The organism is Cedecea sp. NFIX57 (genome assembly GCF_900177785.1).
Classification (GTDB): domain Bacteria; phylum Pseudomonadota; class Gammaproteobacteria; order Enterobacterales; family Enterobacteriaceae; genus Cedecea; species Cedecea neteri_C.
Map to the genome: position 1 here is coordinate 109,576 of NZ_FXAS01000008.1, position 23,923 is coordinate 133,498.

Here is a 23,923-nt window from a genome sequence, read left to right on the forward strand (position 1 = left end):
CGTCACGGCAGATGAGGCCGGCGCAAATACTCTTCACTTTGCATTTCCTGCAGCCTGGAAAGACAGCGCTGGAACTCAAACTTAAGCCTTTCCCCTTGATAAATATTGAATAGCTCGGCCTCAGCGGACACAACCAGCTTGACGTGGCGCTCATAGAATTCGTCCACCATAGCGATAAAACGGCGTGCCTCACTTTCCATCAGCGTTGTCATCACCGTTACATTAAACAGCAGGACAGTGTGGAACTGGCGCGAAAGCGCGATGTAATCATGCTGGCTGCGGGCATCCACACATAGCGTACTGAAGTCGATAGCCAGCGTCTGGTTTGCGGCCCCCATCGTCACCATTGGCCGGTGGTTGATTTCCAGCACCGGCACACCTTCGCGCTTTGCCCCGGCCAGAGCGACATAAAGCTTTTCCATTTGTACGGCGGTGTCTGCATTCAGCGGTGACAGCCAGAGGTGCGCCTGAGTCAGCGTTCTCAGGCGATAATCAATCCCGGCATCCACGTTCATCACGTCGCAATAGCGTTTGATTGCTTCGATGGCGGGTAAGAATCGCGCGCGCTGCAGCCCATTGCGGTACAAATCATCGGGCGGGATGTTCGACGTGGCCACCAGCGTAATGCCTCGCGCAAAAAGCGCTTTCATTAATGTGCCCAGCAGCATGGCATCGGTGATATCAGAGACAAAAAATTCGTCGAAGCACAGCACATCTGCTTCGGCCTTAAAGCCGTCAGCAATGATTTCTAAAGGATCGGTGTGGCCCTGCTGCTGCGCCAGCTCTTCGTGAACCCGAAGCATAAAGCGGTGAAAGTGCAGCCTGAGTTTGCGCTCTCCCGGCAAACTCTGAAAAAACATATCCATCAGCCAGGTTTTACCTCGCCCCACGCCTCCCCACATATACAAACCCCGGGCAGGCTCCTGCCCGGCCTGAACCTCTTTTTTACCGAACAGCTTGCCGAACTTAGTCAGCAACCCACCGGCAGGCGCAGGCGTTGGTGCAACGGACAATGCTTGCCAGATCGCGTCCAGGCGCATAATCGCCTCGCGCTGTACGTCATCAGGTTGAAAACTGCCTTCTGCCAGGGCCTGCTGGTAGCGCGATGCAGGAGAGAGATTTTGCATGGTATTATTATCTTCCCTTTATAATCGGATAGCCGTTCATTGCCATTTTCGAACCGGTTGTCCAAAAAAAGGCCGTTCTACCCTAAGCGATGCAGCGTCAGGATTCCACTTCTCTTAGGTTAACGGTTATAGTGGCTACATTACCCTACGGAATCACAAGATAACGGGAGAAGTTCATGACTTGGGAATATGCGCTTATTGGGTTAGTGGTGGGCCTTATTATCGGCGCCGTAGCCATGCGTTTCGGCAACCGTAAGCTGCGCCAGCAGCAAGCTCTGCAGTATGAGCTGGAAAAAAACAAAGCGGAGCTTGAAGAGTACCGCGAAGAGTTAGTCAGCCACTTTGCCCGCAGCGCCGAGCTGCTGGACAACATGGCGCACGATTATCGCCAGCTGTATCAGCATATGGCAAAAAGCTCCAGCAGCCTGCTGCCAGAGATGACAGCGGAAGCCAATCCGTTCCGTAACCGCCTTGCCGAATCTGAAGCCGGGAACGATCAGGCGCCGGTTCAGATGCCGCGTGATTATTCAGACGGTGCTTCCGGCCTGCTTCGCGCCGGTGCAAAACGCGATTAATCCCTGTTTTAGCTTTTCCGGGGCACAGTTCAGGTGCCCCATCCTTTCCTGACCCAGCTATCATTTAATTGTCTTGTGCTTTCTTATTACGCCATTGTGAGTCGATTGATATTTCAATAACATCCATTGCGTGAGTGGGCATTCCTTTTTCCAGGTGACGAGAGCCAGCATCCAATGAAGAAACAAACACGGCTGTTGAGTGCATTAGCGTTAAGCGTCGGTCTGACGCTCGGCGTATCCCCTCTGGCAAGCGCGTCACTGCCTTCCCAGGTTCCAGGCCAGCCGGCTTTGCCAAGCCTTGCGCCGATGCTGGAAAAAGTCTTGCCGGCGGTCGTCAGCGTGCAGGTTGAAGGCACCGCCTCGGCTTCCAGCCAGAAAGTGCCGGAAGAGTTCAAAAAGTTCTACGGCGATGATGCCCCCTCCGACGCGCCGCAGCAGTTTGAAGGTTTAGGCTCTGGCGTCATCATCAACGCCGCGAAAGGCTATGTCCTGACCAACAATCATGTGATTAATCAGGCACAGAAAATCAGCGTGCAGCTGAATGACGGGCGTGAATTTGATGCCAAACTGATTGGCGGAGACGATCAAAGCGACATCGCACTGCTTCAGTTGCAAAACGCGACCGGGCTTACCGAAATCAAAGTGGCCGACTCTGACAAGCTTAAAGTAGGTGATTTTGCGGTTGCGGTGGGTAACCCCTTTGGCCTTGGTCAAACAGCGACCTCCGGCATCGTTTCCGCACTGGGCCGCAGCGGCCTGAACCTTGAAGGCCTGGAAAACTTTATTCAGACCGATGCTTCAATCAACCGCGGCAACTCCGGCGGCGCGCTGCTCAACCTGAACGGTGAGCTGATTGGCATCAACACAGCGATTCTTGCTCCCGCCGGCGGCAGCGTAGGGATTGGTTTTGCTATCCCGAGCAATATGGCCCAAACCCTCGCCAAACAACTGATGGAATTTGGTGAAATCAAACGTGGGCTGTTGGGTATTAAAGGCATGGAGATGAACGCCGACATCGCCAAAGCGTTTAACCTTTCCACCCAGCGCGGCGCCTTTGTCAGTGAGGTCCTGCCTCAGTCAGGCTCGGCAAAAGCGGGCGTTAAAGCCGGGGATATCATCACCAGCCTGAACGGTAACCCGCTGAGCAGTTTCGCCGAGCTACGAGCGAAAATCGCCACAACCGAGCCAGGCACCGTGGTGAAACTGGGCTTGCTGCGCGACGGTAAACCACTGGAAGTCAGCGTGACGCTGGACAAGAGCACCGCCTCTTCCGCCAGCGCGGAAATGATCCTGCCAGCGCTGCAGGGGGCCACGCTAAGCGATGGGCAACTGAAGGACGGCGGAAAAGGTATTCGTCTGGATAACGTGGATAAAGGCACGCCTGCGGCTCAGGTCGGCCTGCACAAAGACGATATTATCGTCGGCATTAACCGCGAGCGAATTCATACCATCGCCGAAATGCGCAAAGTGCTGGAAACCAAGCCTGCGGTTATCGCGCTGCATGTTGTTCGCGGTGAACAGAGCCTCTATTTGCTGTTGCGTTAACGGAAGCAGAGAAACGGACATCGTCTGTACGATGTCCGTTCAACTCATGCTATTCTGCGGTCGATTTCTCACTCATTAACTCAAACTCATGTTTCTAAAGATCTTACGTTCGATTGTCATTGGGCTAATTGTTGCGGGGCTTCTGCTGCTCGCGATGCCGTCGTTGCGCAAAGCCGTTGGCCCACTTGCGCCTGCGCAATATGACAGCACAGACGAAACGCCGATGAGCTTTAATCCGGCGGTGCGCCGCGCTGCCCCGGCGGTAGTGAATGTGTACAACCGCAGCGTAGGCAATAACGGCCAAAACCAGCTTCAAATCAAGACGCTCGGCTCCGGCGTTATCATGGACGGGCGTGGCTACATCATCACCAACAAGCACGTGATCAACGATGCCGAGCAGATCATCGTCGCGCTCCAGGACGGGCGGGTGTTTGAAGCCCTGCTTATTGGCTCCGATAGCCTGACCGACCTCGCAGTGTTGAAAATCAACGCCACTAACCTGCCGATCATTCCTATTAACGGCAAGCGCCAGCCCCATATTGGCGACGTGGTCATGGCCATCGGTAACCCTTACAACCTGGGGCAGACGGTCACGCAGGGCATTATCAGCGCTACCGGGCGCATCGGCCTGAGCCCTTCGGGCCGACAGTCGTTCCTGCAAACTGACGCTTCGATTAACCGTGGCAACTCCGGCGGGGCGCTGGTGAACTCACTCGGGGAACTGATGGGCATCAACACCCTGTCGTTTGACAAGAGTAATGACGGCGAAACGCCGGAAGGGATTGGTTTTGCGATACCGACCCAGTTGGCGACCAAGATAATGGATAAGCTCATCCGCGATGGGCGGGTTATTCGTGGCTACATCGGCATTGGCGGCAGAGAAATCACTCCGCTACATGGCCCCTCCACCGGCATCGATCAGCTGCAAGGGATTATCGTTAATGCTGTATCCCCGGACGGCCCGGCCGCTCAGGCAGGTATTCAGGTTAACGACGTGATTATCTCGGTGAACCACAAACCAGCCATCTCGGCGCTGGAAACCATGGACCAGGTGGCAGAAATTCGCCCGGGCTCGGTGATTCCGGTCGAAGTCATGCGTGAAGATAAGAAACTCACGCTGCAGGTCACCGTGCAGGAATATCCCGCCGGAAGCTAAACGGCAGACATAAAAAAACCGGAACCTGAGTTCCGGTTTTTTTTATCCAGGCGTCGATTACTTAACGAATTCTTCGCCCAACTGGATATCTTTCTTCAGGGTATCCAGCATGCCTTCCATCGCGTTTTTCTCGAACGCGCTGAGGGTGCCGATAGCTTTACGCTCAACGATACCGTTTTTACCCAGCAGCAGCGGCTGAGAGAAGAAACGTGCGTGCTCGCCGTCGCCTTCAACGTAGGCGCATTCCACAACGTTGCTTTCGCCTTTCAGAGCGCGAACCAGAGACAGACCAAAACGAGCTGCAGCCTGGCCCATAGACAGCGTTGCAGACCCGCCACCGGCTTTCGCTTCAACCACTTCAGTACCCGCATTCTGGATACGTTTGGTCAGGTCAGCGACTTCCTGCTCGGTGAAGCTCACGCCAGGGATCTGGGACAGCAGAGGCAGAATGGTCACGCCAGAGTGGCCGCCAATCACCGGAACTTCGATATCCGTTGGCTGCTTGCCTTTCAGCTCAGCAACAAAGGTGTTAGAACGGATGATATCCAGCGTGGTCACGCCGAACAGTTTGTTCTTATCGTAAACACCCGCTTTTTTCAGCACTTCTGCGGCAATCGCCACGGTGGTGTTAACCGGGTTGGTAATAATACCGATGCAGGCTTTAGGGGCGGTTTTCGCCACTTGCTCGATCAGGTTTTTCACGATGCCAGCATTCACGTTGAACAGGTCGGAACGATCCATACCTGGTTTACGTGCTACACCTGCGGAGATCAGCACCACATCAGCACCCACCAGCGCAGGAGTAGCATCTTCGCCGGAGAAACCTTTGATTTTCACGTCAGTCGGGATATGACTCAGATCCACCGCAACCCCTGGGGTTACTGGCGCAATGTCATACAGAGAGAGTTCTGAGCCTGAAGGCAGTTGGGTCTTAAGTAGAAGGGCAAGCGCCTGGCCGATACCGCCAGCTGCGCCGAGGACTGCAACTTTCATCCTAAACTCCTTATTATGGTTAGCAAAATCGTGCCGTAACTCCATGCGGTGGCGACCATAATCCAGAGAGGAGATAATTACAATCTTCCCGCCGCCAGATTGCGATATAAAGCAATCACCGACCGCGTTGCTGCTGCATTTACTCGCCGGGAGGAACGACGCCATAGCGCCCGGTCACGACCTGATGTGGTTACATCAACGGCGGTTACATTACCCCTCCGCGCACACCAAAACAACATCATTTTGATAACATTTAATTTACTTTGAAGCTTATTTGCGAGTCGTGACACAGGCATGTTCGCCGATAACGAAATTTGATAAAATCGCCCGCTTTCATAACATTATTTCAGGCTGCTCTCCGCCGGATGATTCTCCCACTCTATTCAGGCCGCCGTAAAATCTGGCACCTGAAGGAAGATGAACAATTTGCATAAAAATTCATTTAAATGCATAATAATGTTATCTCTTTTACCCAGGATAGGTTATTTATGCGTAACTCCTCAAAACAAGAAGAATTAGTAAAGGCTTTCAAAGCATTACTTAAAGAAGAGAAATTCAGCTCACAGGGCGAGATAGTTCAGGCGTTACAAAACGACGGCTTCGAAAACATCAACCAATCCAAAGTCTCCCGCATGCTGACCAAATTCGGCGCGGTGAGAACACGCAATGCAAAGATGGAAATGGTCTACTGCCTGCCTGCCGAGCTGGGCGTCCCGACGACCTCCAGCCCGCTAAAAAACCTGGTTCTGGATATCGACTATAACGACGCCGTCGTAGTGATCCATACCAGCCCTGGGGCTGCACAGCTCATTGCTCGCCTGCTGGATTCACTGGGAAAAGCGGAAGGCATTCTGGGCACCATTGCCGGGGACGACACTATTTTCACCACACCGGCCAACAACTTCACGGTGAAAGAGCTGTACGAAGCCATTCTGGTGCTGTTCGAACAAGAGCTGTAATCACTCCCCCTCTTCTCAGCCCGCCGTCATGACGCGGCGGGCCTCTCATTCGGTAATCTTCCGTAAATAAACCTCAATCCAGCGTATGGAATTGCTTCAACACTATTCCTCAGGGCATTATTCTGCGCATTACCGCACAAATGGTTAAATTCACCCATATCTATGATTTTACTTATATTTAACAAAAATGGCGTGATAAAAACGTCTTTTTAATAACTATCAGGAATAAAAAATCATTTCGTTAATTTGAAGTTGCATAGGCAACAATTAGCAGGGTATTAATTTTTTCCGTAACTAGTGTATACTTAATTTCGTGATGAGGGTCACAGAACGATGACCCAACCAAAAGAATACGACGAGGAAAAAAACCATGAACATGAAAGCCACTTTAGTTACCGCCAGCCTGCTCTCCGCTCTGTCATTCGGCGTTTTCGCCGCTGACTCTATCAACGCTCAGCAAGCGCAGAATCGCCAGTCACTGGGTACCGTTTCCGTCGATGACATCGGCAGTTCTCCGATGGATATGCACGAAATGCTGAACCAGAAAGCTGAGCAAAACGGCGCTTCCGCTTACCGCGTGATCGAAGCCCGCACTGGTGGACACTGGCACGCAACGGCAGAACTGTACAAATAAGCGTTCTTAGCCATAAGCCAGTTGAATAGAGTTGAGTAGAAACGTTAAGCCTCGGCGGCCCCAAGTAGAAAAATCGCGATTAAGCCCTTCCAGCCGCCACGTTAAACCTTCAGGAGTAAAGACTATGAAAACCAAATTAACTATCGCCGCACTGAGCCTGCTGTCCGTTATCTCTTTAGGCGCTAACGCAGCCGCACACCAGATCAACAGCGAACAAGCTCAAGGCCTGCAATCCATGGGTTCCATTTCTGTAAGCCAGGTAGGCAGTGCGCCAATGGATATGCGTCAGGAATTGTCCCAGAAAGCCACAGAACAAGGTGCCTCTGCTTATCGTATTACCGAAGCCCGTAGCGGCGATAACTGGCACGCGACCGCAGAGCTGTACAAATAAACCCTCGTCGTACTTGTCCTACGACTTTGCCCCCGCTCGCCGGGGGCTTTTTTATGGCCGCTAATCATACGCTAGCCGTGAATGTTAAAACGGAGCTGGCCTTCCAGTTCTTCTTCTGCCTCGTCAAAGAGCAAAATGAGCGCCCCGAACCTGCGCCGCTTGCTTTCCGGCAGATGCGCAAACTCGATCTCCACGGGCAGCGGTAGCATGGACGCCGTGACCACGTCCCACAGGCTATCCAGATCGTGAACCTGCTCCTTGCGTAGCGCGAGTTGCTCCGCAAACTGGCGATAGAAAGCCAGGTTGTCGTCGATGTGGTTAAAATCAAAAGTAAATTTTTTCATCGCTGCCGTCCTGACTCTTTTAAGCAAGCGCTGAGCTAAAGCCCGCCGATATGTAGCGTTTTCACTTCCAGGAACTCATCCAGCCCCAGCACGGAGCCTTCACGCCCTAACCCCGACTCTTTCACACCGCCGAAAGGCCCGAGTTCCGTGGAAACAGCACATTCGTTAATTCCAACCATGCCGCTTTCCAGAGCCTGGGAGACGCGGAAAACGCGCTGTAAATTCTGGGTATAGAAATAGGCTGCCAGCCCAAATGGCGTATTGTTGGCTCTTTCGATGACCTCTTCTTCCGTTTCAAAGCGGAAGCAGGCCGCAAGAGGGCCAAACGTCTCTTCCCTGGCCAGTTTCATATCATCGTTAGCGTTGATGATAACGGTGGGTTGCCAAAAATTGCCGCCCAACACATGGGGCTTGCCGCCGACAAGCGCTTTCCCGCCTTTCGCCAGCGCATCATCAACATGCTCGCGCACTTTATCGACCGCAGATTGCTCAATCAGAGGCCCGACAATCACGCCCTCTTCCAGGCCGTTGCCTACCTTCAGCTTTTCGACCTCTGCAGCAAGCTTATTCACAAAACTGTCGTACACATTTTGCTGGATGAAAAAGCGGTTAACGCTGACGCAGACCTGGCCGGCATTGCGGAATTTGTTAGCAATGGCACCTCTTACTGCCGCGTCGATATCCGCGTCATCAAACACGATATAAGGCGCATTGCCCCCCAGCTCCATCGACACTTTCTTCATTGTTTCTGCAGCGTTACGCATCAGCGTTTTACCCACCGCCGTCGAACCCGTGAAGGATATTTTGCGCACCTGATGGCTGGCCATAATGGCATCGCTGATTTCCTGCGTTTTCCCGGCCACGGCGTTCAATACGCCGTCCGGCACGCCAGCCTGCCTCGCCAGCTCCAGCAAAGCGAAAGCGGAAAGCGGCGTGTTATTCGCGGGCTTTATCACCCCGGTACAGCCAGCGGCCAGTGCGGGCCCGAGTTTGCGGGTCAGCATCGCCATGGGGAAATTCCACGGCGTGATTGCCGCGACTACGCCGACGGGTTCACGCGTGGCCAGAATGCGAGAGCCGGGCTTAACCGGAGGAATGATCTCGCCGTTGGCGCGTTTGGCCTGTTCAGCGAACCACTGAATGAAACTCGCGGCGTAATCCACTTCACCCTCAGCCTCTTTGAGCGGCTTCCCCTGCTCAAGGGTCATTAAACGGGCGAGCCAGCTTTTGTTAGCCAGCATCAGTTCAAACCAACGGTAGAGAATTTCAGATCGCTGTTTAGCGGTTTTCGCCCGCCAGGCGGGGAAAGCTTTGCTGGCGGCCTCAATCGCGGCTTCGGTTTCTCGTTTACCCGCTCTTGCCACTTTAGCCACTCTTTCTCCCGTCGCAGGATTCAGCACATCAAAAGTGTCTTCAAGCGGATGCCACTTACCTGCGACCAGATAACCGGTTTTAAAGAGCTCACTTTGCTGGAGTGTCTGATTCGTCATAATTGCTCCTGTTCCTAAGTGTTCATCCCAGTAACCGCAGTTAAGTATAGATAGAAAAAAGCCGACGCAGGCGTCGGCTCTTCAAGCTAAGGTTGGGCTCAGGCGTTAATCAGCGTGTGCCGGTAGCGGTGTAAAATGTCCGCCAGCCGCTTCACCGGCTCGGTGACCTGCCGCGGCGCTTCCCACAGGCGAAGCTTCTCCTGGTAGATTTCAAGCTCGCCTAAAAGCCTTTCGTAATAGCGCTCTCGCTTATCATCGCTGCTGGCAGAAATCACCTTATCCGCCGTTTTGCGCAATTGCCGGTGGAAGGCGGAGAGATCGTCATTCACCGGGATAGGCGCATCACGCAGGCGCTGATGCGCGATGATAAGCGTCAGCGCAAGGCGATAACGATCTATGTCGCCTGGGAACATGTTGAGCAGTAAAAACAGCTGCTGGTACAGCGCCGGAAGGTGGTTCTCTTTACGCCGAGCGTTATTGGTCGTTAGCGCCGATACCGCAGCCGATACAAACTGGTTCAGCAGCGTGCGGCCCGTGCGCTCTTTCGAATTATCACGGATCAGCAGGATCACCATCATGGCCAGGAAACAGCCGACGATCTGCCCCAGCGCGCTGTCGAGGAAACTGCTGAAATGGAAAGTCATCGGGTTATCCAGCACGATGATGTTTATCGTCCCGGCCAGCGCGCCCATAGAGCCCAGCCGCCGCTTTTGCACCTCAATGCCCATAAAGAAGCCCAGCAGGGCAAGACTGATACACAGCAGCAGCATGCTCTGCTGCGTGGACGGCAGCACCACAAGGAAGTAGAACGCGCCTAGAGGCAGCGCCACCAGCATGCCATAAAGGAAGTCGAGCGAAACCATGCGCGGGTTAGGCAGGCGCATCGCCAGCGCCGTGACCACCGCAATCATCACCATCGCGCCGCTGCCAGATGTCCAGCCGGTCCACAGCCAGAACAGGCTTCCAAGCACGCAGGAAATCGTCGTGCGCCAGAAGTTAATCATCGCGTGGTGGCCCTCGGCGGATTCCACCTTAACCACCGCTTCGCCGTTCAATACCTCTTCTTCAACCGCGCTCACGCGGCTATTACTGATAAACCCGCGCTTCAACAACAGATAGCGGGTCGAGGCGGAAACCCAGGAGCCGATAGTGACCGGCGTGGCCTTTTCACCCATCACGGAAATCGCCCTGCGCAGCACTTTCATCCGTTTATAAACGTCGTCTGCGGTTTCTACTTCGGCGGCAAAAAGCTGGCGGAACTCTGGCGTGACGTATTCAGGCCGGGTGTTTTGAATCAGGAAGGTTTCGCAGGCCTGAGTGATCAGCGTCAGTGAAAGCGTGTTGATCGCTTTCAGTCGGCGGTTGGCTTTCGCCCAGCGGGCGGATTCCATATTCAGGTTGGCGCGCATGCCGTTCAGCGCGGTGACTTTACGTACCAGCCCGCTCCAGGCTTTATCCACCTCTTCTTTATCACCGTGGGCGATGCAAAGCTGCATCAGGCGGTATTGGTCCACCAGCAGGTTATCCAGTTCCCGGTCAATCTCCTGCTTGATGGAACGCGGAGAAAACAGCAGGTCGGCGACGATGGCACACACAATCCCGATAACGATTTCGCTACAGCGTTCAACGGCAAACTGCGGCGTAGTCAGCGGAGCCACCTGAATAGTGACCACGATAATCAGCGCGGTGTAGCCCGCAAGGCCCCAGGCGTAGGAGTTTTCGACGCGAACAAGCGACGAGATCCAGGTACAGAATCCGGCCCAGATACAGCACACCAGCAGCATGACAACCGGGGCACGGATCAGCGTGATAATGATTACCAGCACGGCCGCACAGCCGATAAACGTCCCGATAATACGCAGCATTCCGCGATAGCGTATGGCCCCGGAATAAGGCTCCCCACCAGCGGCAAAGGCAGGCCCGGCGGCAACAATCGCGGCGGTCAGCACCGCCCAGCGCGGCGTTTCCAACTCAAAGTGAAAACCGACAAACACCGCCAGCACAATGGCGAAAGCGAGCTTTATCGCAAAGCGGACATGTAGTCTGGAAATGTTATACATAGCGGCCTGCTTAACCGAACTCGCGCAGACGATGCATCAGCTTGATAAACGCCGAGTCATTTTCCGCTTTACGGTCTTTTTCACCGGTGACCACAACGGTCGCGGTAGTCCCGGCGGGATACAAATTGCCCATCTGTTCATCAAGGTGGATTCTGACCGGCACGCGCTGAGCAAGACGCACCCACTCAAGGTTGGAGTCGACCGTTGCCATACCTTTTGAATCGCTGGTGCTGCTGGCGTTTGTCACCCCGGCAGAGATGCTGTCGACGCTGCCGCGCAGCACGCGGTTGCTGCCGAGCGGCGTGATCTGTACGCGATAGCCTGGGCGAATGCCCTCGAGTTTAGTCTCTTCCATGTAGGCCAGAATGTAGAACGAATTCTGTTTTACCAACGCTACAGAGGTCGCGCCGCGGTTAATAAATTCCCCGGTATGCACGTTAAGGTTGGTTACCCAGCCGTCCGCTGGGGCACGAATGACCGTGCGCTGCAGGTCGAGTTTGGCCAGATCGCGCGTCGCCTGGGCTTTATCTAACTGATGAAGTACGGTTTGCAGCGAGTTGTTGGACTGATCAATCTCTTCGCGCGACATGGCCTGAATGCCAAGGGAGTTACGCCGCCCGGCTTCACGACGCTTTTCAGAGGACAGCGCCTGGTAATAAGCCACGTCTGCTTCGGCCTGCTCGAGCGCTTTCTGGTAGCGCGGCTGGTCGATGGTGAACAGGACCTGGTCTTTCTTCACCAGTTGGTTGTCCTGAACGTTCACGCTGGTGATAAGCCCCGACACGTCCGGCGCAATGGCAACAACGTCGGCGGTGAAACGCGCGTCTCGTGTCCACGGGGATTCGGTGTAAAACACCCACGCACGAAAGATAGCGATGAAGGCCAGCAGCACCAGCAAAAGCGTGATAGCGGTACGGGTTATGTTTCTTGTTAGTATTTTCACATCAACCTCAAACGAACAAACGCGAAATCAGATAAAAAAGGCAGCAATAGAGCGCTGTATTGAATAATGCAGGGTGCCAGACAAAATCATAGATGCCGGTTGGGGTCAGCAGCCGACGCGCCAGCCAGAACGCGGCGAGCGACAGAATTAATTCGAAGAATATCGGCGGAAACGAAAGACCGAATATTACGATAACCGGAAATAGACTCATTTTGACCTTGATAAGATAATGCAGGCGATACATAACTCGACGGTAAACCGCGACGGAGAGGCCAGAAATGGCGGGCGAGCGTGCGGTATGAGTTATGTTAATAATAATATATTAACGTAACTGTTACCCTGTTATCTATAATGTGTGATCTAAATCACTTTTCACTCAGAGTGAACAATGGAACGACTGAAACGTATGTCGGTGTTTGCCAAAGTCGTTGAACTTGGCTCCTACACCGCTGCCGCAAGGCAGCTACAAATGAGCGTATCTTCCATCAGCCAGATCGTGTCCAAACTGGAAGATGAGCTTCAGGTTAAGCTGCTCAACCGCAGCACCCGCAGCATTGGCCTGACCGAAGCCGGCAAAATTTATTATCAAGGCTGCCGCAAAATGCTGCACGAAGCACAGGAAGTTCACGAACAGCTTTACGCCTTTAACAACACGCCTATCGGCACGCTGCGCATCGGCAGCTCTTCAACTATGGCACAGAATGTTCTCGCCGACATGACCGCCGAAATGCTGCGTGAACATCCCGGCCTGACCGTCAACCTGGTCACCGGCATACCGGCACCGGACCTGATTGCCGATGGGCTTGATTTGGTCATTCGCGTCGGCGCTTTGCAGGATTCGAGTCTGTTTTCCCGCAGGCTGGGGTCAATGCCAATGGTGGTTTGTGCCGCCAAAAGCTATCTGCAAATTCACGGCTCGCCGGAAAAACCGGCTGATTTGGCTAACCATTCGTGGCTGGAATACAGCATCAGGCCGGATAACGAATTTGAGCTGATTGCGCCCGAAGGGATTTCGACCCGCCTGCTGCCGCAAGGGCGTTTTGTGACCAACGATCCGATGACGCTCAGCCGCTGGCTGAAAGCCGGGGCAGGTATTGGCTATGCGCCGCTGATGTGGGTGATCGACGAGATCAATAGCGGGCAACTGGAGATCCTGTTCCCACGCTATCAGTCAGATCCCCGTCCGGTGTACGCGCTATACACCGAAAAAGACAAACTGCCGCTGAAGGTGCAGGTCTGCATTAACTATCTGACGAACTATTTTGTGAAGGTAGCGGAGCTTTATCAGGGCGTGCAGGGCAGGAACGGGAAGGCAAAACAAACGGGCCGGAACTAGTCCGGCCTCATCATCGTCACTCAGGCAGTACCGCCCACGGTCAGGTTATCGACCTTCAGGGTTGGCTGGCCGACGCCAACCGGCAGGCTTTGGCCTTCTTTACCGCAGACGCCAACGCCGTTATCCAGCGCCAGATCGTTCCCGACCATCGAAATTTGCTGCATGGTTTCGATGCCAGATCCAATCAGCGTGGCGCCTTTAACCGCCTTGGTCACCTTCCCTTTTTCAATCAGGTAAGCTTCTGAGGTGGAGAACACAAACTTGCCGGAGGTAATGTCTACCTGACCGCCGCCGAAGTTTGGCGCGAAAATACCGTAATCCACGGACTCGATAATTTCCTGCGGGGTAGATTTACCCGCCAGCATGTAGGTGTTGGTCATACGCGGCATCGGCAGATGCGCGTAGGATTCGCGACGACCGTTGCCGGTAGGCGCCACGCCCATCAGACGAGCATTCAGCTTGTCCTGCATATAACCTTTAAGAATGCCGTTTTCGATCAGCACGTTGTACTGACCCGGCACGCCTTCGTCATCAATAGAGACGGAACCACGGCGGTTAGCCATCGTGCCATCATCCACCACGGTACAGAGTTCGGAGGCCACCAGTTGGCCCATCTGGCCGCTAAAGACCGAAGTACCGCGACGGTTAAAGTCGCCTTCCAGACCGTGACCGACAGCTTCGTGCAGCAGCACGCCTGGCCAGCCTGCACCTAATACTACAGGCAGCATGCCTGCAGGGGCCGCAACGGCGGACAAATTCACCATCGCCATGCGCACGGCTTCTTTCGCCCAGGCATCCGCCCGCACTTCGCCGTTCACGCTTTCCAGGAAATACTCGTAGCCAAAACGACCGCCGCCGCCGCTTGCACCGCGCTCGCGTTTGCCGTCCTCTTCAACCTGAACGCTAACCGACAGGCGCACCAGAGGACGAACATCCGCCGCCAGCGTCCCGTCCGTGGCCGCAACCAGGATCAATTCATACACGCCGGTCAGGCTGGCGCTAACTTCCTGCACGCGGGCATCCGCGGCGCGGGCAACACTGTCCACACGTCTCAGGATGTCCAGCTTCTCTTCACGCGTCATACTTGTCAGCGGATCGGCGCTGGTATAAAGCGCGCTGTGCGGAACGTTACCCAGCGTACGTGCGCGCCCGTCGCCCTGCTCACGAACGATGCTGCGAGCCGCATGAGCGCTTTGCTCCAGCGCCTGCAAAGTAATTTGATCGGCATAGGCAAACCCGGTTTTCTCACCGCTAACCGCACGAACGCCAACGCCCTGATCGATATTCCATGAACCGTCTTTAATAATGCGGTCTTCCAGCACCCAGGATTCATGATAGCTGGACTGGAAATAGAGATCGCCGTAGTCAAGACGGCGCTCGGACAGCTGCCCGAGGATGGAAAACAGATCTTGATGGGTTAAGCCATTCGCAGACAGCAACTGCTCACTTACCAGGTTAAGACTCATCGTTTCGCTACTCTTATTGCTTATCGCCCGTTTGGCGAGGAATGGTTTATTTATGGAGCTTGCGGCAATTAACCGCTAACGTCAAATCAGTGAGCTTCGCTGGTGCGTGGCTGCCGCAGCACTTCATCAATTTTTGGTTTATCTACCGGGCCGGTAATGCTGTAGCGCAGCACCGAGATTTTACTCCACAGTGGGCCAAGCACTTTACTGGCGGCAAACACCGCGGCACCGATTATCGGGTTAACCGCAAAAGCAGTAGCCACGCCCACCGTCGCGGAGATTTCAGGGGCAACAACCGCCTCCATATTTAGCTCGCGGCGGACTAAGTCCACCGAGCCTTTCATCGCGATATCCGCCTCCAGCCCGTCAACCAGCGTGTCGTCGGTATGCAATACGCCGTCTTTTATCCAGGCGGTGCTGCGAATTGAGTCGTAGTAGAAGCCGCTGCCAAAGGTATCGCTAAAATCGAAACGGAGTTTACGGAGCAGCGCGTCAAAGCTGACCAGACGCAGAAGCTGGCCCGCATGGCCAGTGCTGACGTCGGTAATTTGCCCTTTCCCCAGCCTGGTATGCAGAATGCCATTCAGAGAAGCTTCATCCGGCTTCCAGGGCACCGCTCGCCAGTGCAGGTCATAATCAACGTCGAAAGAAGAACCCTGCAGCGGCGTTTTCACCCCAAAGAAGTTCGCGGCCGCATCGAGCTTTTCGCCCTTCAGCTTGCCTTTAAGGGAGGTACGTTCGCTACCAGGCTTATTCACCCATTCACCGTCAGCGGTGAGGCGAGCAAAGCCGGTATCAATCAGCCCATTGGCCAGCTGCAGCGTGTCGCCATTGATTGTCACATCCCCATCGATACGGCCATATTTCTGCCCCCACAGCCAGCACTCCGCGCAGCGCAACTGCACATTTGGCCAGCCACGGAAGCTAAGCGTATCGCTGTTTTCCGGGACCTGCAGCGTCTCCGTTCCGTTTGCACCACTCGGGAGAACGCTCCAGTTCGGGTTGAAATAAAGATACTTAACGTTGGCCTGCCAGGGCGCGTTGTTCTTCATGCTAAGCGAGGCATTAATTTCACGCCCCTGGGCCTCAACCTGCGTGCCATTCAGCACCGGGCGAGAAACCAGGCTCAGGTTATGCCATTGCTGGCCCGCCAGCGTTAATGCCGGTGTCCGCAGTGTTACTGCTGACGGGAAGACGGCAGATCCCCCCACGCTGTCCGCTGCACCTTCGCTGAAGAGCGCCAGCCACTGGGCGCCGTCCATTGCAGGGAGATCGAGCTCCACGCCCGGTTGCTCTGGCAGAGGTGGGACGGTTTTGCTGTCAGTCGCCCAAATAGCCCGGTCGAGGGTAAGTTTCTTATTCAGCAGCCAGCGGCTGGAGAAGTGATTGAGCGCGCCCGCATTTCCGGTGAGATCGAAGCTCTTTAAATCGCCCTTAACGGCAATATTCAGCGGCAGCGCTGCCCCGGATTTTTTGTCCACCGGCGCAGGTAAGTGACTGCTCACATTCTTCAGATCGCCTGCCAGATCGACCTTGTAGCTGGCGCTGCCGTGATAAGGCAGTGTGATACCCACGTCGCCTTTCCACGCGATGTTCCCGCTGACCGCATCGTTGACCTGCTTCGGCAGCACACCGGTTTTATTGGGCTGCCAGTCGCCGCTCAGGTTGACGCCAATCTGATAGTCTTTATCGCCAGTTTTGGTGTTGAAGTTCAGGCTCACCGGCTGATTAAACCAGTTCGCGCTCATCGCTTCACTTTGCAAATCACCGTTGGTAAAACTGAATTTGCCGCTCAGGTTATGCAGCGTGCTGTTCAGCGGTTTGATCAGCAGCGTGTTGTTGTTCAGCCGCACATCGCCTTTGGCCGTCGTCATTTCGCCGGTCAGCGGAATATCCAGATGTAAGCGGGCATTCACATCGCCGCCAATCTGGAGTTCATCCAGCGCGGCGGCCAGGGAATCATCCAGCGGCGTATCTTTGAAATAAGGCCCTACCGCATTGCCCGGGCCATTGATGTCGGCATCTATCAGCAGCTTTTCTTTGGCATAATCGGGAATGTTCGCCGTCAGATTACTGGCCGTCACACCGCCCAGCTTGACCGACTTGCTGTTCATCCACAGCCCGTTATTGATGAAATCGAGCGTGATATCGAGATTTTCCAGCGCAGGCCAGTCCGGCTGGAAAGCAAATTTAGCGTTACGAAGCGGGACGTAAACTTCAAACTGACCTTCGTTGTGCTCGTAGGGGAAAAGATGCGGGTTGCCACCGTACACCAGCGTGGCATTATCGGCCTGGCCACCCTGAATCGCCGAGCTGAGATAATCCGTCAGCTCTTTGCCCATCAGGTTTTCCGGGAAGTAGCGCCAGGCGTCAGCGCCGTTATCGGTGCTAATGCCTGCCAAAATGCCCAGCCACGGATCGCCGCTGGCAGGCTGGAAGTAACGGAAATCACCCCGCGCCCAAACGGAACGGGCCTTAACATCAATGTTCTTGCCGTCTAACTGGAAACCGTCTGCGTTTTTCTGCCAGGCAAGCGTCGCTACGCCTTTCTCAATCTCAAGCGGCGCACGGAAGACGGTTTCATAGGGCATTTTTGCGTCGGTCATTTCGGCATTAAGCTGCCCGTTTGCGACGCTGCCGGTCACCGATCCGGAGAAATGTTCCGCACCCGGCAACAGTTTCCACTGTTTCCAGCTCACGTCTTTCCACCGGGCCTGCATACGAGTCAGGTCGGTTTGCTGGAGCGGAATGTCCAGCGCCAGCACGTCAATGTGGCCCTGAGGCTGCAGAGACGTCCAGATATCCCCCAGTTGAGGCGATATTTTGGCAGCAATAGGCAACAGGCCATTAAACCGATCCAGTTCTATATTGCTGGCGCGCACGCGCAGTTCATCGCTGCGCTGACTTTGTTTTCCACTAACGTCCTGCGGCGCTATCCAGGCCACGGAGAGCGAGCCTTTCGGCCAGGTTTGGTTATCCAGCGTGATATTGGTGGAAGGGATAGAGAGTTGCCAGTTGGATTTCTCCCGGCTGACCTGCGCCATCAGATTATCGACCGAAAGCGAGTGCGTCACGCTATCGGTACCCGGCCAGCTTGCCCCGCCTTTTTTTAGCCAGATGCTGCCGCCGCTGATATCGCCTTCCTTCACGTCCATCCAGGCTTCAAGGCTAAAACGGGCGCTTTTCAGGTCGACATTGTCTTCCATCCAGCGTCCCAGCCAGGGCTTCACGTCAACGTCATCTGCCTGCAGCCAGACCTTGCCGTTATTCAGAATGCCGTTTTCATCCCGCAGATCCATACGGACGTTGGCCACGCCGTGCTGGCCGTTAAAGCTGGACAGGCTGACCTGGCCTTCCGCACGGTGGCGGTTTTTACCGTTAAGCCAGGTAAGCTGAGGAATAGAAAGTTCGGCCCGCTGGCCGGAGAGCGTCAGGAAGCTAAGGGAACTGTCGCGAAGATCGAAGTGATCGAACTGGCGGAGGAAGAGATCGCTGATTTTATCCGCTTCCAGCGTACTATCGCCGCCATTCTGGCTGAGCGGCGTGTTGGTACGCATTTGCAACTGATAGAAGGTCAAATCGCGAAACTGCCAGCGGGCGTGAAGCAGGCTTTGCCAGACATCCAGCGCCAGCGTAACGCGTTTGATACTCAGCGTGCCGCCGTCTTTGAGGCCGGCCTTAACGTCGCGAACATCAAGCGTGGGGCCAAAATTCTCCCATCTTGCCTGTAAATTACTGACTTCCACCGGCACGCCGGTGGCGGCTTCAATCTTATCCAGCAGCGCAGGCCGCCAGGCATCCAGGTGCGGCAAAACGAGCCGCAGGCCACTCACCAGTAGCGCGACGATAACAACCAACGTTACGCCTGTGAGCAGCAGAATGCCGGGCAGTCGCCTCACCTTTCTCTCCTTGTCAGCCTTACGGGCAAAATGCGCATCCGCGCATTTGAGGTTGCTGACAAAGAGGGAAAAAGCGTGGTTTTTCCCTCTTTGTGGTTATCAGCCGAAAATCAATGAATTGATTTTCCTGTTTTTTTTGACTAATCGTCTGGTATTTCTTCTATCACCAGAGGTTTGTCAGCCGTCTGCAATGCGCATCCGCGCATTTACATCATCACGACGTCGAACTGCTCCTGATTGTAGAGCGGTTCAATCTGAACCTTGACCTGCTTACCCACAAAGATTTCTACTTCAGCCAGCGCGTGAGACTCTTCGCTTTTCAACGCTTCGCCCACCGCAGGAGAAGCATAGACCAGGAAACGGTCGGAATCGTAGGCATGATGCACACGAACGATTTCACGCATAATTTCGTAGCAGACCGTTTCTACCGTCTTTACAGTGCCGCGGCCGTGGCAGGTCGGGCATTCGTTGCACAGCACATGCTCTACGCTTTCACGCGTGCGCTTACGGGTCATCTCGACCAGGCCGAGCTGGGAGAAGCCGTTAATGCTTGTTTTCACGCGATCTTTACTCAGCGCCTGCTCGAGAGAATGCAGCACGCGGCGGCGGTGATCTTCATTACTCATATCGATAAAGTCGATGATGATAATGCCGCCCAGATTACGTAACCGAAGCTGGCGCGCGATAGCCTGAGTCGCTTCGATATTTGTATTAAAAATTGTGTCATCGAGGTTGCGGTGACCCACGAATGCGCCGGTATTAATATCTACCGTGGTCATCGCTTCGGTCTGGTCGATAACCAGATAGCCACCGGACTTCAGCTCCACCTTACGCTCCAGCGCGCGCTGAATTTCATTCTCAACGTCGTAGAGATCGAAAATCGGCTGTCGGCCGCTGTAATGCTCAATTTTGCTGGTCATCTCCGGCATGTACTCGGCGGTAAACTCCAGCAGCATTTCGTAAGTCAGGCGGGAATCAACACGAATTCTGTCCAGCGCCGCGTCGGCAAAATCACGCAATACGCGCTGGGCCAGCGCCAGTTCACCGTACATCTGGTAACGGGTTTGATTACGTTTTTTACGCTCGCTGACCTTGGTCCATACGCGCTTCAGGTAAGCCGCATCAGAGGCTAAATCTTCTTCACACACGCCTTCCGCGGCGGTACGAATAATAAAGCCCCCATGTTCATCGCAATACTCATTCACGATGCGCTTCAGGCGGTCACGCTCGGCTTCACTTTCAATACGTTGAGAAACACCAACGTGCGAAGCACCAGGCATGAATACGAGGTAACGGGAAGGAAGCGTGATGTCGGTGGTCAGGCGCGCGCCTTTGGTGCCCAGCGGATCTTTGACCACCTGCACCATTAAATCCTGCCCCTGGCGGACCAGCTCGGCGATGTCGCGCACGCTAAAGTTCTTTTGCTCCTCACCGGCAACGCACTCGGTGTGCGGCATAATGTCAGAAGCATGAAGGAATGCCGCCTTGTCCAGGCCAATATCTACAAACGCCGCCTGCATTCCAGGCAACACCCGGCTAACGCGACCTTTGTAGATATTCCCTACTATTCCGCGGCGCGCTTCGCGCTCAATATGAATTTCTTGCAGTATGCCACCGTCAATATAGGCCACCCGCGTCTCTGATGGGGTAACGTTGACTAATAGTTCAGCCGTCATCTTTTCCTCGTCCGTCACGCAGCGCGTGAAAATTGCTCAGCAACTCACCAGTTTCCACCAGCGGTAATCCCACCACTGCATGATAACTGCCATTAATCCTTTTAACGAAACAGCCACCAAGCCCCTGAATGCCGTAAGCTCCGGCTTTGTCCATAGGTTCACCGCTGGCAATATAATCGGCAATATCCTGTTCGGATAAGCGGCGGAACGTCACGTCGGTCATCACCAACGCTTCCAGCACCTGACTGGCGTCGGCGACAGCAACGGCAGTCATCACCTGATGCTGATTGCCGGAGAGCAAACGCAGCATCTGTGCGGCATGCTCAGTATCCCGTGGTTTTTCCAACACTTCGCCGTTAAAGATAACGATTGTATCCGCACCCAGTACAGGCAAATCTTCGGCCGCCATCGCCACCCCGGCCTGCGCTTTTTCGCGCGCCAGACGGCGAACATACTGCTCCGCGCTTTCGTGCGGCTGCCGCTGTTCTTCAATGCCAGGCACGAGACGTTCAAAAGAAACGCCCAGCAGGGTCAGAAGTTCCTGACGGCGAGGCGAACCGGATGCCAGATACAACGTAGTCATGTTTACCTTTTACTGCACAGCGAATTGCTGGCGAACTTTGCGCATTAACAGGAAAATCCAGGGCCACAGGATACCGTTAACTACACTACTCCAGAACACTTCCGGTCTGAAAGAGACGTTGATCACTAAAAATTCTGACCAGAAAACAATGATGTCTGTGACCAGCGAGAGCAGCATGACAACCAGCGCCTGCTGCCAAAGGGCGAGGTTACGGAAAAGCTGGTATTTCAGCGCCACGAGGTAAGCCACAATACTTAATGATAGAGCGCGTACGCCAAGCGTGGAGCCGCTAATCAAATCAAGTATGGCGCCTACGATTAAACCCGTCCCGACATTCACGCGGTGCGGCAGGGCTAAAATCCAGTAAAGCAGAATCAACAATACCCAATCTGGCCGGTAAAACTTGAGGTCATCCGGCCAGGGCATCACCTGCAGCAGCAGGGCAATCAAAAATGAAAGCCAGATAACCCAACGGCCCTGGCTACGATAACTTCCCACTACTGTGCTCCCGTAGCAGGCTGTGTGATACCGGTTGCTGGCGCAGGGACCGGCGCAGGAGGGCCCATTGAACCTGGCGGCGGCAGAACCTGAGGCATCATCTGCATCAGGCGTTCATTGGCCACGCGGTGGACTTCCTCAGGCGGCATTGGTGACGAACCGTTTTTATCCGCACCCCAAAGCAACAACAGGTAGCGCAAGCGCTGCAGACCGGCGGTAGGACGAGCCTGAATCACGGTATAGGCGCGCTGAGTATCCAGCTTAACGGATGACACAACGCCAACCGGGTAGCCTTCAGGGAAGCGGCCGCCAAGACCAGAAGTTACCAGCACATCGCCGACTCGAATGTCGGTATTGGCCGGAAGATGCTCCAGCTGTAGATCGTCCGTGCAGCCGTTGCCGGCTGCGATCACGCGGATATCGTTACGCAATACCTGAATCGGCAGCGCGTGGGTGGCATCGCAAATCAGCAGCACCCGGCTGGTCAGTTTCGCGACTGCGACAACCTGGCCGACAACGCCTTTATCACTGATGACCGGCTGGCCTTCGTACACGCCGTTCACGCTGCCCTTGTCGATCACCACCTGATCGCTGTACGGATCGTTAACGGTGGAGATGACCTGGGTCACCATTTTTTGCTCATCCTGACGCAGCGGGGAACCGAGCAGCTCGCGCAGACGCGCGTTTTCCTGCCGGTATTGACCCAGCATCAGCAATTCACTGTTTTTCAGGATTAACTCCTGACGCAGAACCCGATTTTCAAGTTCAAGCTGGTCGCGCGAGGCCAGCGTTTGAGACACGCTGTCGAGTAATTCACGGGGACCATTAGAGACAAAATAGAAAGGACTGACGGCTGTATCCATGTATGTTCGAATCTGGCTGAACATACCGAGGCGGCTGTCGGCGATAATGACACCAAGCGCCACCAGCACCGCCAGGATAAGGCGAATCTGTAGCGACGGGCCACGGCTAAAAATTGGCTTCATAGGCTATGCGTATTCCCAAACCAGCAAGCAGGGGCAGCGAAAGCTCCCCCTGGCCTGTGGCTGTTACTCTTCGCTAAACAAGTCGCCGCCGTGCATGTCGATCATTTCCAGTGCCTTGCCGCCGCCGCGGGCAACACAGGTCAGTGGATCTTCTGCAACTACTACCGGGATACCCGTCTCTTCCATCAGCAGGCGATCGAGGTTACGCAGCAATGCGCCACCACCGGTCAGAACCATACCACGCTCGGAGATATCGGATGCCAGCTCTGGCGGGCACTGTTCCAGCGCAACCATCACCGCGCTAACAATACCGGTCAGCGGCTCCTGCAGTGCTTCGAGGATTTCGTTAGAGTTCAGGGTGAAGCCGCGTGGCACACCTTCAGCCAGGTTACGGCCGCGAACTTCGATCTCACGCACTTCATCGCCCGGGTAGGCAGAACCGATTTCGTGTTTGATACGTTCCGCGGTCGCTTCACCAATCAGTGAACCGTAGTTACGGCGCACATAGTTAATGATAGCTTCATCGAAGCGGTCACCCCCGATACGAACGGAAGAGGAGTAAACCACGCCGTTCAGGGAGATAACGGCCACTTCGGTAGTACCACCACCGATATCCACAACCATGGAGCCGGTAGCTTCGGAAACCGGCAGGCCTGCGCCAATTGCCGCAGCCATAGGTTCTTCAATCAGGAACACTTCACGAGCGCCTGCACCCTGTGCGGACTCACGAATTGCACGACGTTCAACCTGGGTAGCACCCACTGGCACACAAACCAGCACGCGCGGGCTTGGGCGCATGAAGCTGTTGCTGTGAACCTGTTTGATAAAGTGCTGCAGCATTTTCTCGGTCACGAAGAAGTCAGCGATAACGCCGTCTTTCATCGGACGAATAGCCGCGATGTTGCCCGGGGTACGGCCCAGCATCTGTTTAGCATCATGGCCTACGGCCGCAACGCTTTTTGGCGAGCCGGCGCGGTCCTGGCGAATGGCCACAACGGAGGGCTCATTCAGTACGATGCCTTGTCCTTTCACATAAATCAGGGTATTCGCAGTACCCAGGTCAATGGACAGGTCATTGGAAAACATGCCACGAAATTTTTTCAACATACTAAGGGATAATCCTGAAAGCTGGGGCGGATACAAAATCCGCTTACTTTACCAACCACACGCTACAGCGACAAGGCGCAAAAATGTTCTGCAACGGTGAAAAATAGTGCAGTTCACTACGGCTGTAACACTTTTGAAACGTCTTCCTACATGGC

Annotated in this window: 21 protein-coding genes; 7 read left to right on the forward strand and 14 right to left on the reverse strand. The window is 54.7% G+C overall.

Annotated elements, in window-relative coordinates:
* Positions 1-2: 2 nt before the first annotated feature.
* Positions 3-1,127: a cell division protein ZapE gene (gene zapE / locus B9Y90_RS08795; protein WP_085540991.1), complete on the reverse strand. Its 1,125-nt coding sequence runs from the start codon at positions 1,125-1,127 to the stop codon at positions 3-5.
* A 176-nt stretch (positions 1,128-1,303) separates the two neighbouring features.
* Here zapE and zapG point away from each other — a divergent pair, with 176 nt between their 5' ends.
* From zapG to degS, 3 genes are all read left to right on the forward strand, one after another.
* Positions 1,304-1,702: a Z-ring associated protein ZapG gene (zapG, locus tag B9Y90_RS08800; protein WP_008454880.1), complete on the forward strand. Its 399-nt coding sequence runs from the start codon at positions 1,304-1,306 to the stop codon at positions 1,700-1,702.
* Positions 1,703-1,876: 174 nt separating this feature from the next.
* Positions 1,877-3,247 (forward strand): serine endoprotease DegQ, encoded by a 1,371-nt coding sequence (degQ, locus tag B9Y90_RS08805; RefSeq protein WP_039288186.1) that lies wholly within the window; start codon positions 1,877-1,879, stop codon positions 3,245-3,247.
* A gap of 88 nt (positions 3,248-3,335) precedes the next feature.
* Positions 3,336-4,403 (forward strand): outer membrane-stress sensor serine endopeptidase DegS, encoded by a 1,068-nt coding sequence (gene degS / locus B9Y90_RS08810; RefSeq protein WP_039288188.1) that lies wholly within the window; start codon positions 3,336-3,338, stop codon positions 4,401-4,403.
* Positions 4,404-4,460: 57 nt separating this feature from the next.
* On the opposite strand, the gene mdh is transcribed toward degS, so the two are convergent.
* Complete coding sequence (gene mdh / locus B9Y90_RS08815; protein WP_008454883.1) at positions 4,461-5,396, reverse strand: malate dehydrogenase; 936 nt, start codon at positions 5,394-5,396, stop codon at positions 4,461-4,463.
* Positions 5,397-5,884: 488 nt separating this feature from the next.
* Between mdh and argR the strand changes: the two genes are divergently transcribed.
* The 3 genes from argR (at position 5,885) to yhcN (B9Y90_RS08830) (ending at position 7,380) form a co-directional block, all read left to right on the forward strand.
* The gene (argR, locus tag B9Y90_RS08820) at positions 5,885-6,355 is read left to right on the forward strand and encodes a transcriptional regulator ArgR (protein ID WP_008454885.1); all 471 of its coding nucleotides are present in this window, start codon (positions 5,885-5,887) and stop codon (positions 6,353-6,355) included.
* 370 nt (positions 6,356-6,725) lie between these two features.
* Entirely contained in the window at positions 6,726-6,989 is a 264-nt protein-coding gene (gene yhcN / locus B9Y90_RS08825) for a peroxide/acid stress response protein YhcN (RefSeq protein WP_039288190.1), read from the forward strand.
* Positions 6,990-7,113: 124 nt separating this feature from the next.
* Positions 7,114-7,380: a peroxide/acid stress response protein YhcN gene (gene yhcN / locus B9Y90_RS08830; RefSeq protein WP_039288192.1), complete on the forward strand. Its 267-nt coding sequence runs from the start codon at positions 7,114-7,116 to the stop codon at positions 7,378-7,380.
* Between the two features lie 71 nt (positions 7,381-7,451).
* Here the strand turns inward: yhcN (B9Y90_RS08830) and B9Y90_RS08835 are convergent, their stop codons facing one another.
* From B9Y90_RS08835 to aaeX, 5 genes are all read right to left on the reverse strand, one after another.
* Positions 7,452-7,724: a barstar family protein gene (locus B9Y90_RS08835; protein WP_039288194.1), complete on the reverse strand. Its 273-nt coding sequence runs from the start codon at positions 7,722-7,724 to the stop codon at positions 7,452-7,454.
* A 35-nt stretch (positions 7,725-7,759) separates the two neighbouring features.
* Entirely contained in the window at positions 7,760-9,214 is a 1,455-nt protein-coding gene (locus B9Y90_RS08840; protein ID WP_085540992.1) for an NAD-dependent succinate-semialdehyde dehydrogenase, read from the reverse strand.
* Positions 9,215-9,312: 98 nt separating this feature from the next.
* Entirely contained in the window at positions 9,313-11,274 is a 1,962-nt protein-coding gene (gene aaeB, locus B9Y90_RS08845; protein ID WP_085540993.1) for a p-hydroxybenzoic acid efflux pump subunit AaeB, read from the reverse strand.
* A 10-nt stretch (positions 11,275-11,284) separates the two neighbouring features.
* Positions 11,285-12,217: a p-hydroxybenzoic acid efflux pump subunit AaeA gene (aaeA, locus tag B9Y90_RS08850; protein WP_039288204.1), complete on the reverse strand. Its 933-nt coding sequence runs from the start codon at positions 12,215-12,217 to the stop codon at positions 11,285-11,287.
* Between the two features lie 7 nt (positions 12,218-12,224).
* A complete protein-coding gene (gene aaeX / locus B9Y90_RS08855) occupies positions 12,225-12,428 on the reverse strand; it encodes a p-hydroxybenzoic acid efflux pump operon protein AaeX (RefSeq protein ID WP_008454892.1) in 204 nt (67 codons plus the stop codon).
* A gap of 177 nt (positions 12,429-12,605) precedes the next feature.
* Here aaeX and aaeR point away from each other — a divergent pair, with 177 nt between their 5' ends.
* The gene (gene aaeR / locus B9Y90_RS08860; RefSeq protein ID WP_039288206.1) at positions 12,606-13,553 is read left to right on the forward strand and encodes an HTH-type transcriptional activator AaeR; all 948 of its coding nucleotides are present in this window, start codon (positions 12,606-12,608) and stop codon (positions 13,551-13,553) included.
* Positions 13,554-13,573: 20 nt separating this feature from the next.
* Here aaeR and tldD read toward each other — a convergent pair whose 3' ends face one another.
* The 7 genes from tldD to mreB all read right to left on the reverse strand — a co-directional run bounded on the left by tldD (position 13,574) and on the right by mreB (position 23,768).
* On the reverse strand, positions 13,574-15,019 hold the full coding sequence (tldD, locus tag B9Y90_RS08865; protein WP_039288207.1) for a metalloprotease TldD: 1,446 nt from the start codon (positions 15,017-15,019) through the stop codon (positions 13,574-13,576).
* Positions 15,020-15,105: 86 nt separating this feature from the next.
* Complete coding sequence (yhdP, locus tag B9Y90_RS08870) at positions 15,106-18,918, reverse strand: AsmA2 domain-containing protein YhdP (protein WP_085540994.1); 3,813 nt, start codon at positions 18,916-18,918, stop codon at positions 15,106-15,108.
* 206 nt (positions 18,919-19,124) lie between these two features.
* Entirely contained in the window at positions 19,125-20,594 is a 1,470-nt protein-coding gene (rng, locus tag B9Y90_RS08875) for a ribonuclease G (RefSeq protein ID WP_039288211.1), read from the reverse strand.
* Complete coding sequence (locus B9Y90_RS08880) at positions 20,584-21,177, reverse strand: Maf family protein (RefSeq protein ID WP_085540995.1); 594 nt, start codon at positions 21,175-21,177, stop codon at positions 20,584-20,586. Before B9Y90_RS08880 ends, rng begins: the two co-directional genes overlap by 11 nt.
* Before the next feature lie 9 nt (positions 21,178-21,186).
* Positions 21,187-21,675, reverse strand: a complete 489-nt coding sequence (gene mreD / locus B9Y90_RS08885) for a rod shape-determining protein MreD (RefSeq protein ID WP_039288215.1) — start codon at positions 21,673-21,675, stop codon at positions 21,187-21,189.
* Entirely contained in the window at positions 21,675-22,661 is a 987-nt protein-coding gene (mreC, locus tag B9Y90_RS08890; RefSeq protein ID WP_008454901.1) for a rod shape-determining protein MreC, read from the reverse strand. The genes mreD and mreC overlap by 1 nt, the downstream gene beginning before the upstream one ends.
* Before the next feature lie 63 nt (positions 22,662-22,724).
* Positions 22,725-23,768, reverse strand: a complete 1,044-nt coding sequence (gene mreB, locus B9Y90_RS08895; RefSeq protein ID WP_000913396.1) for a rod shape-determining protein MreB — start codon at positions 23,766-23,768, stop codon at positions 22,725-22,727.
* Positions 23,769-23,923 lie beyond the last annotated feature (155 nt).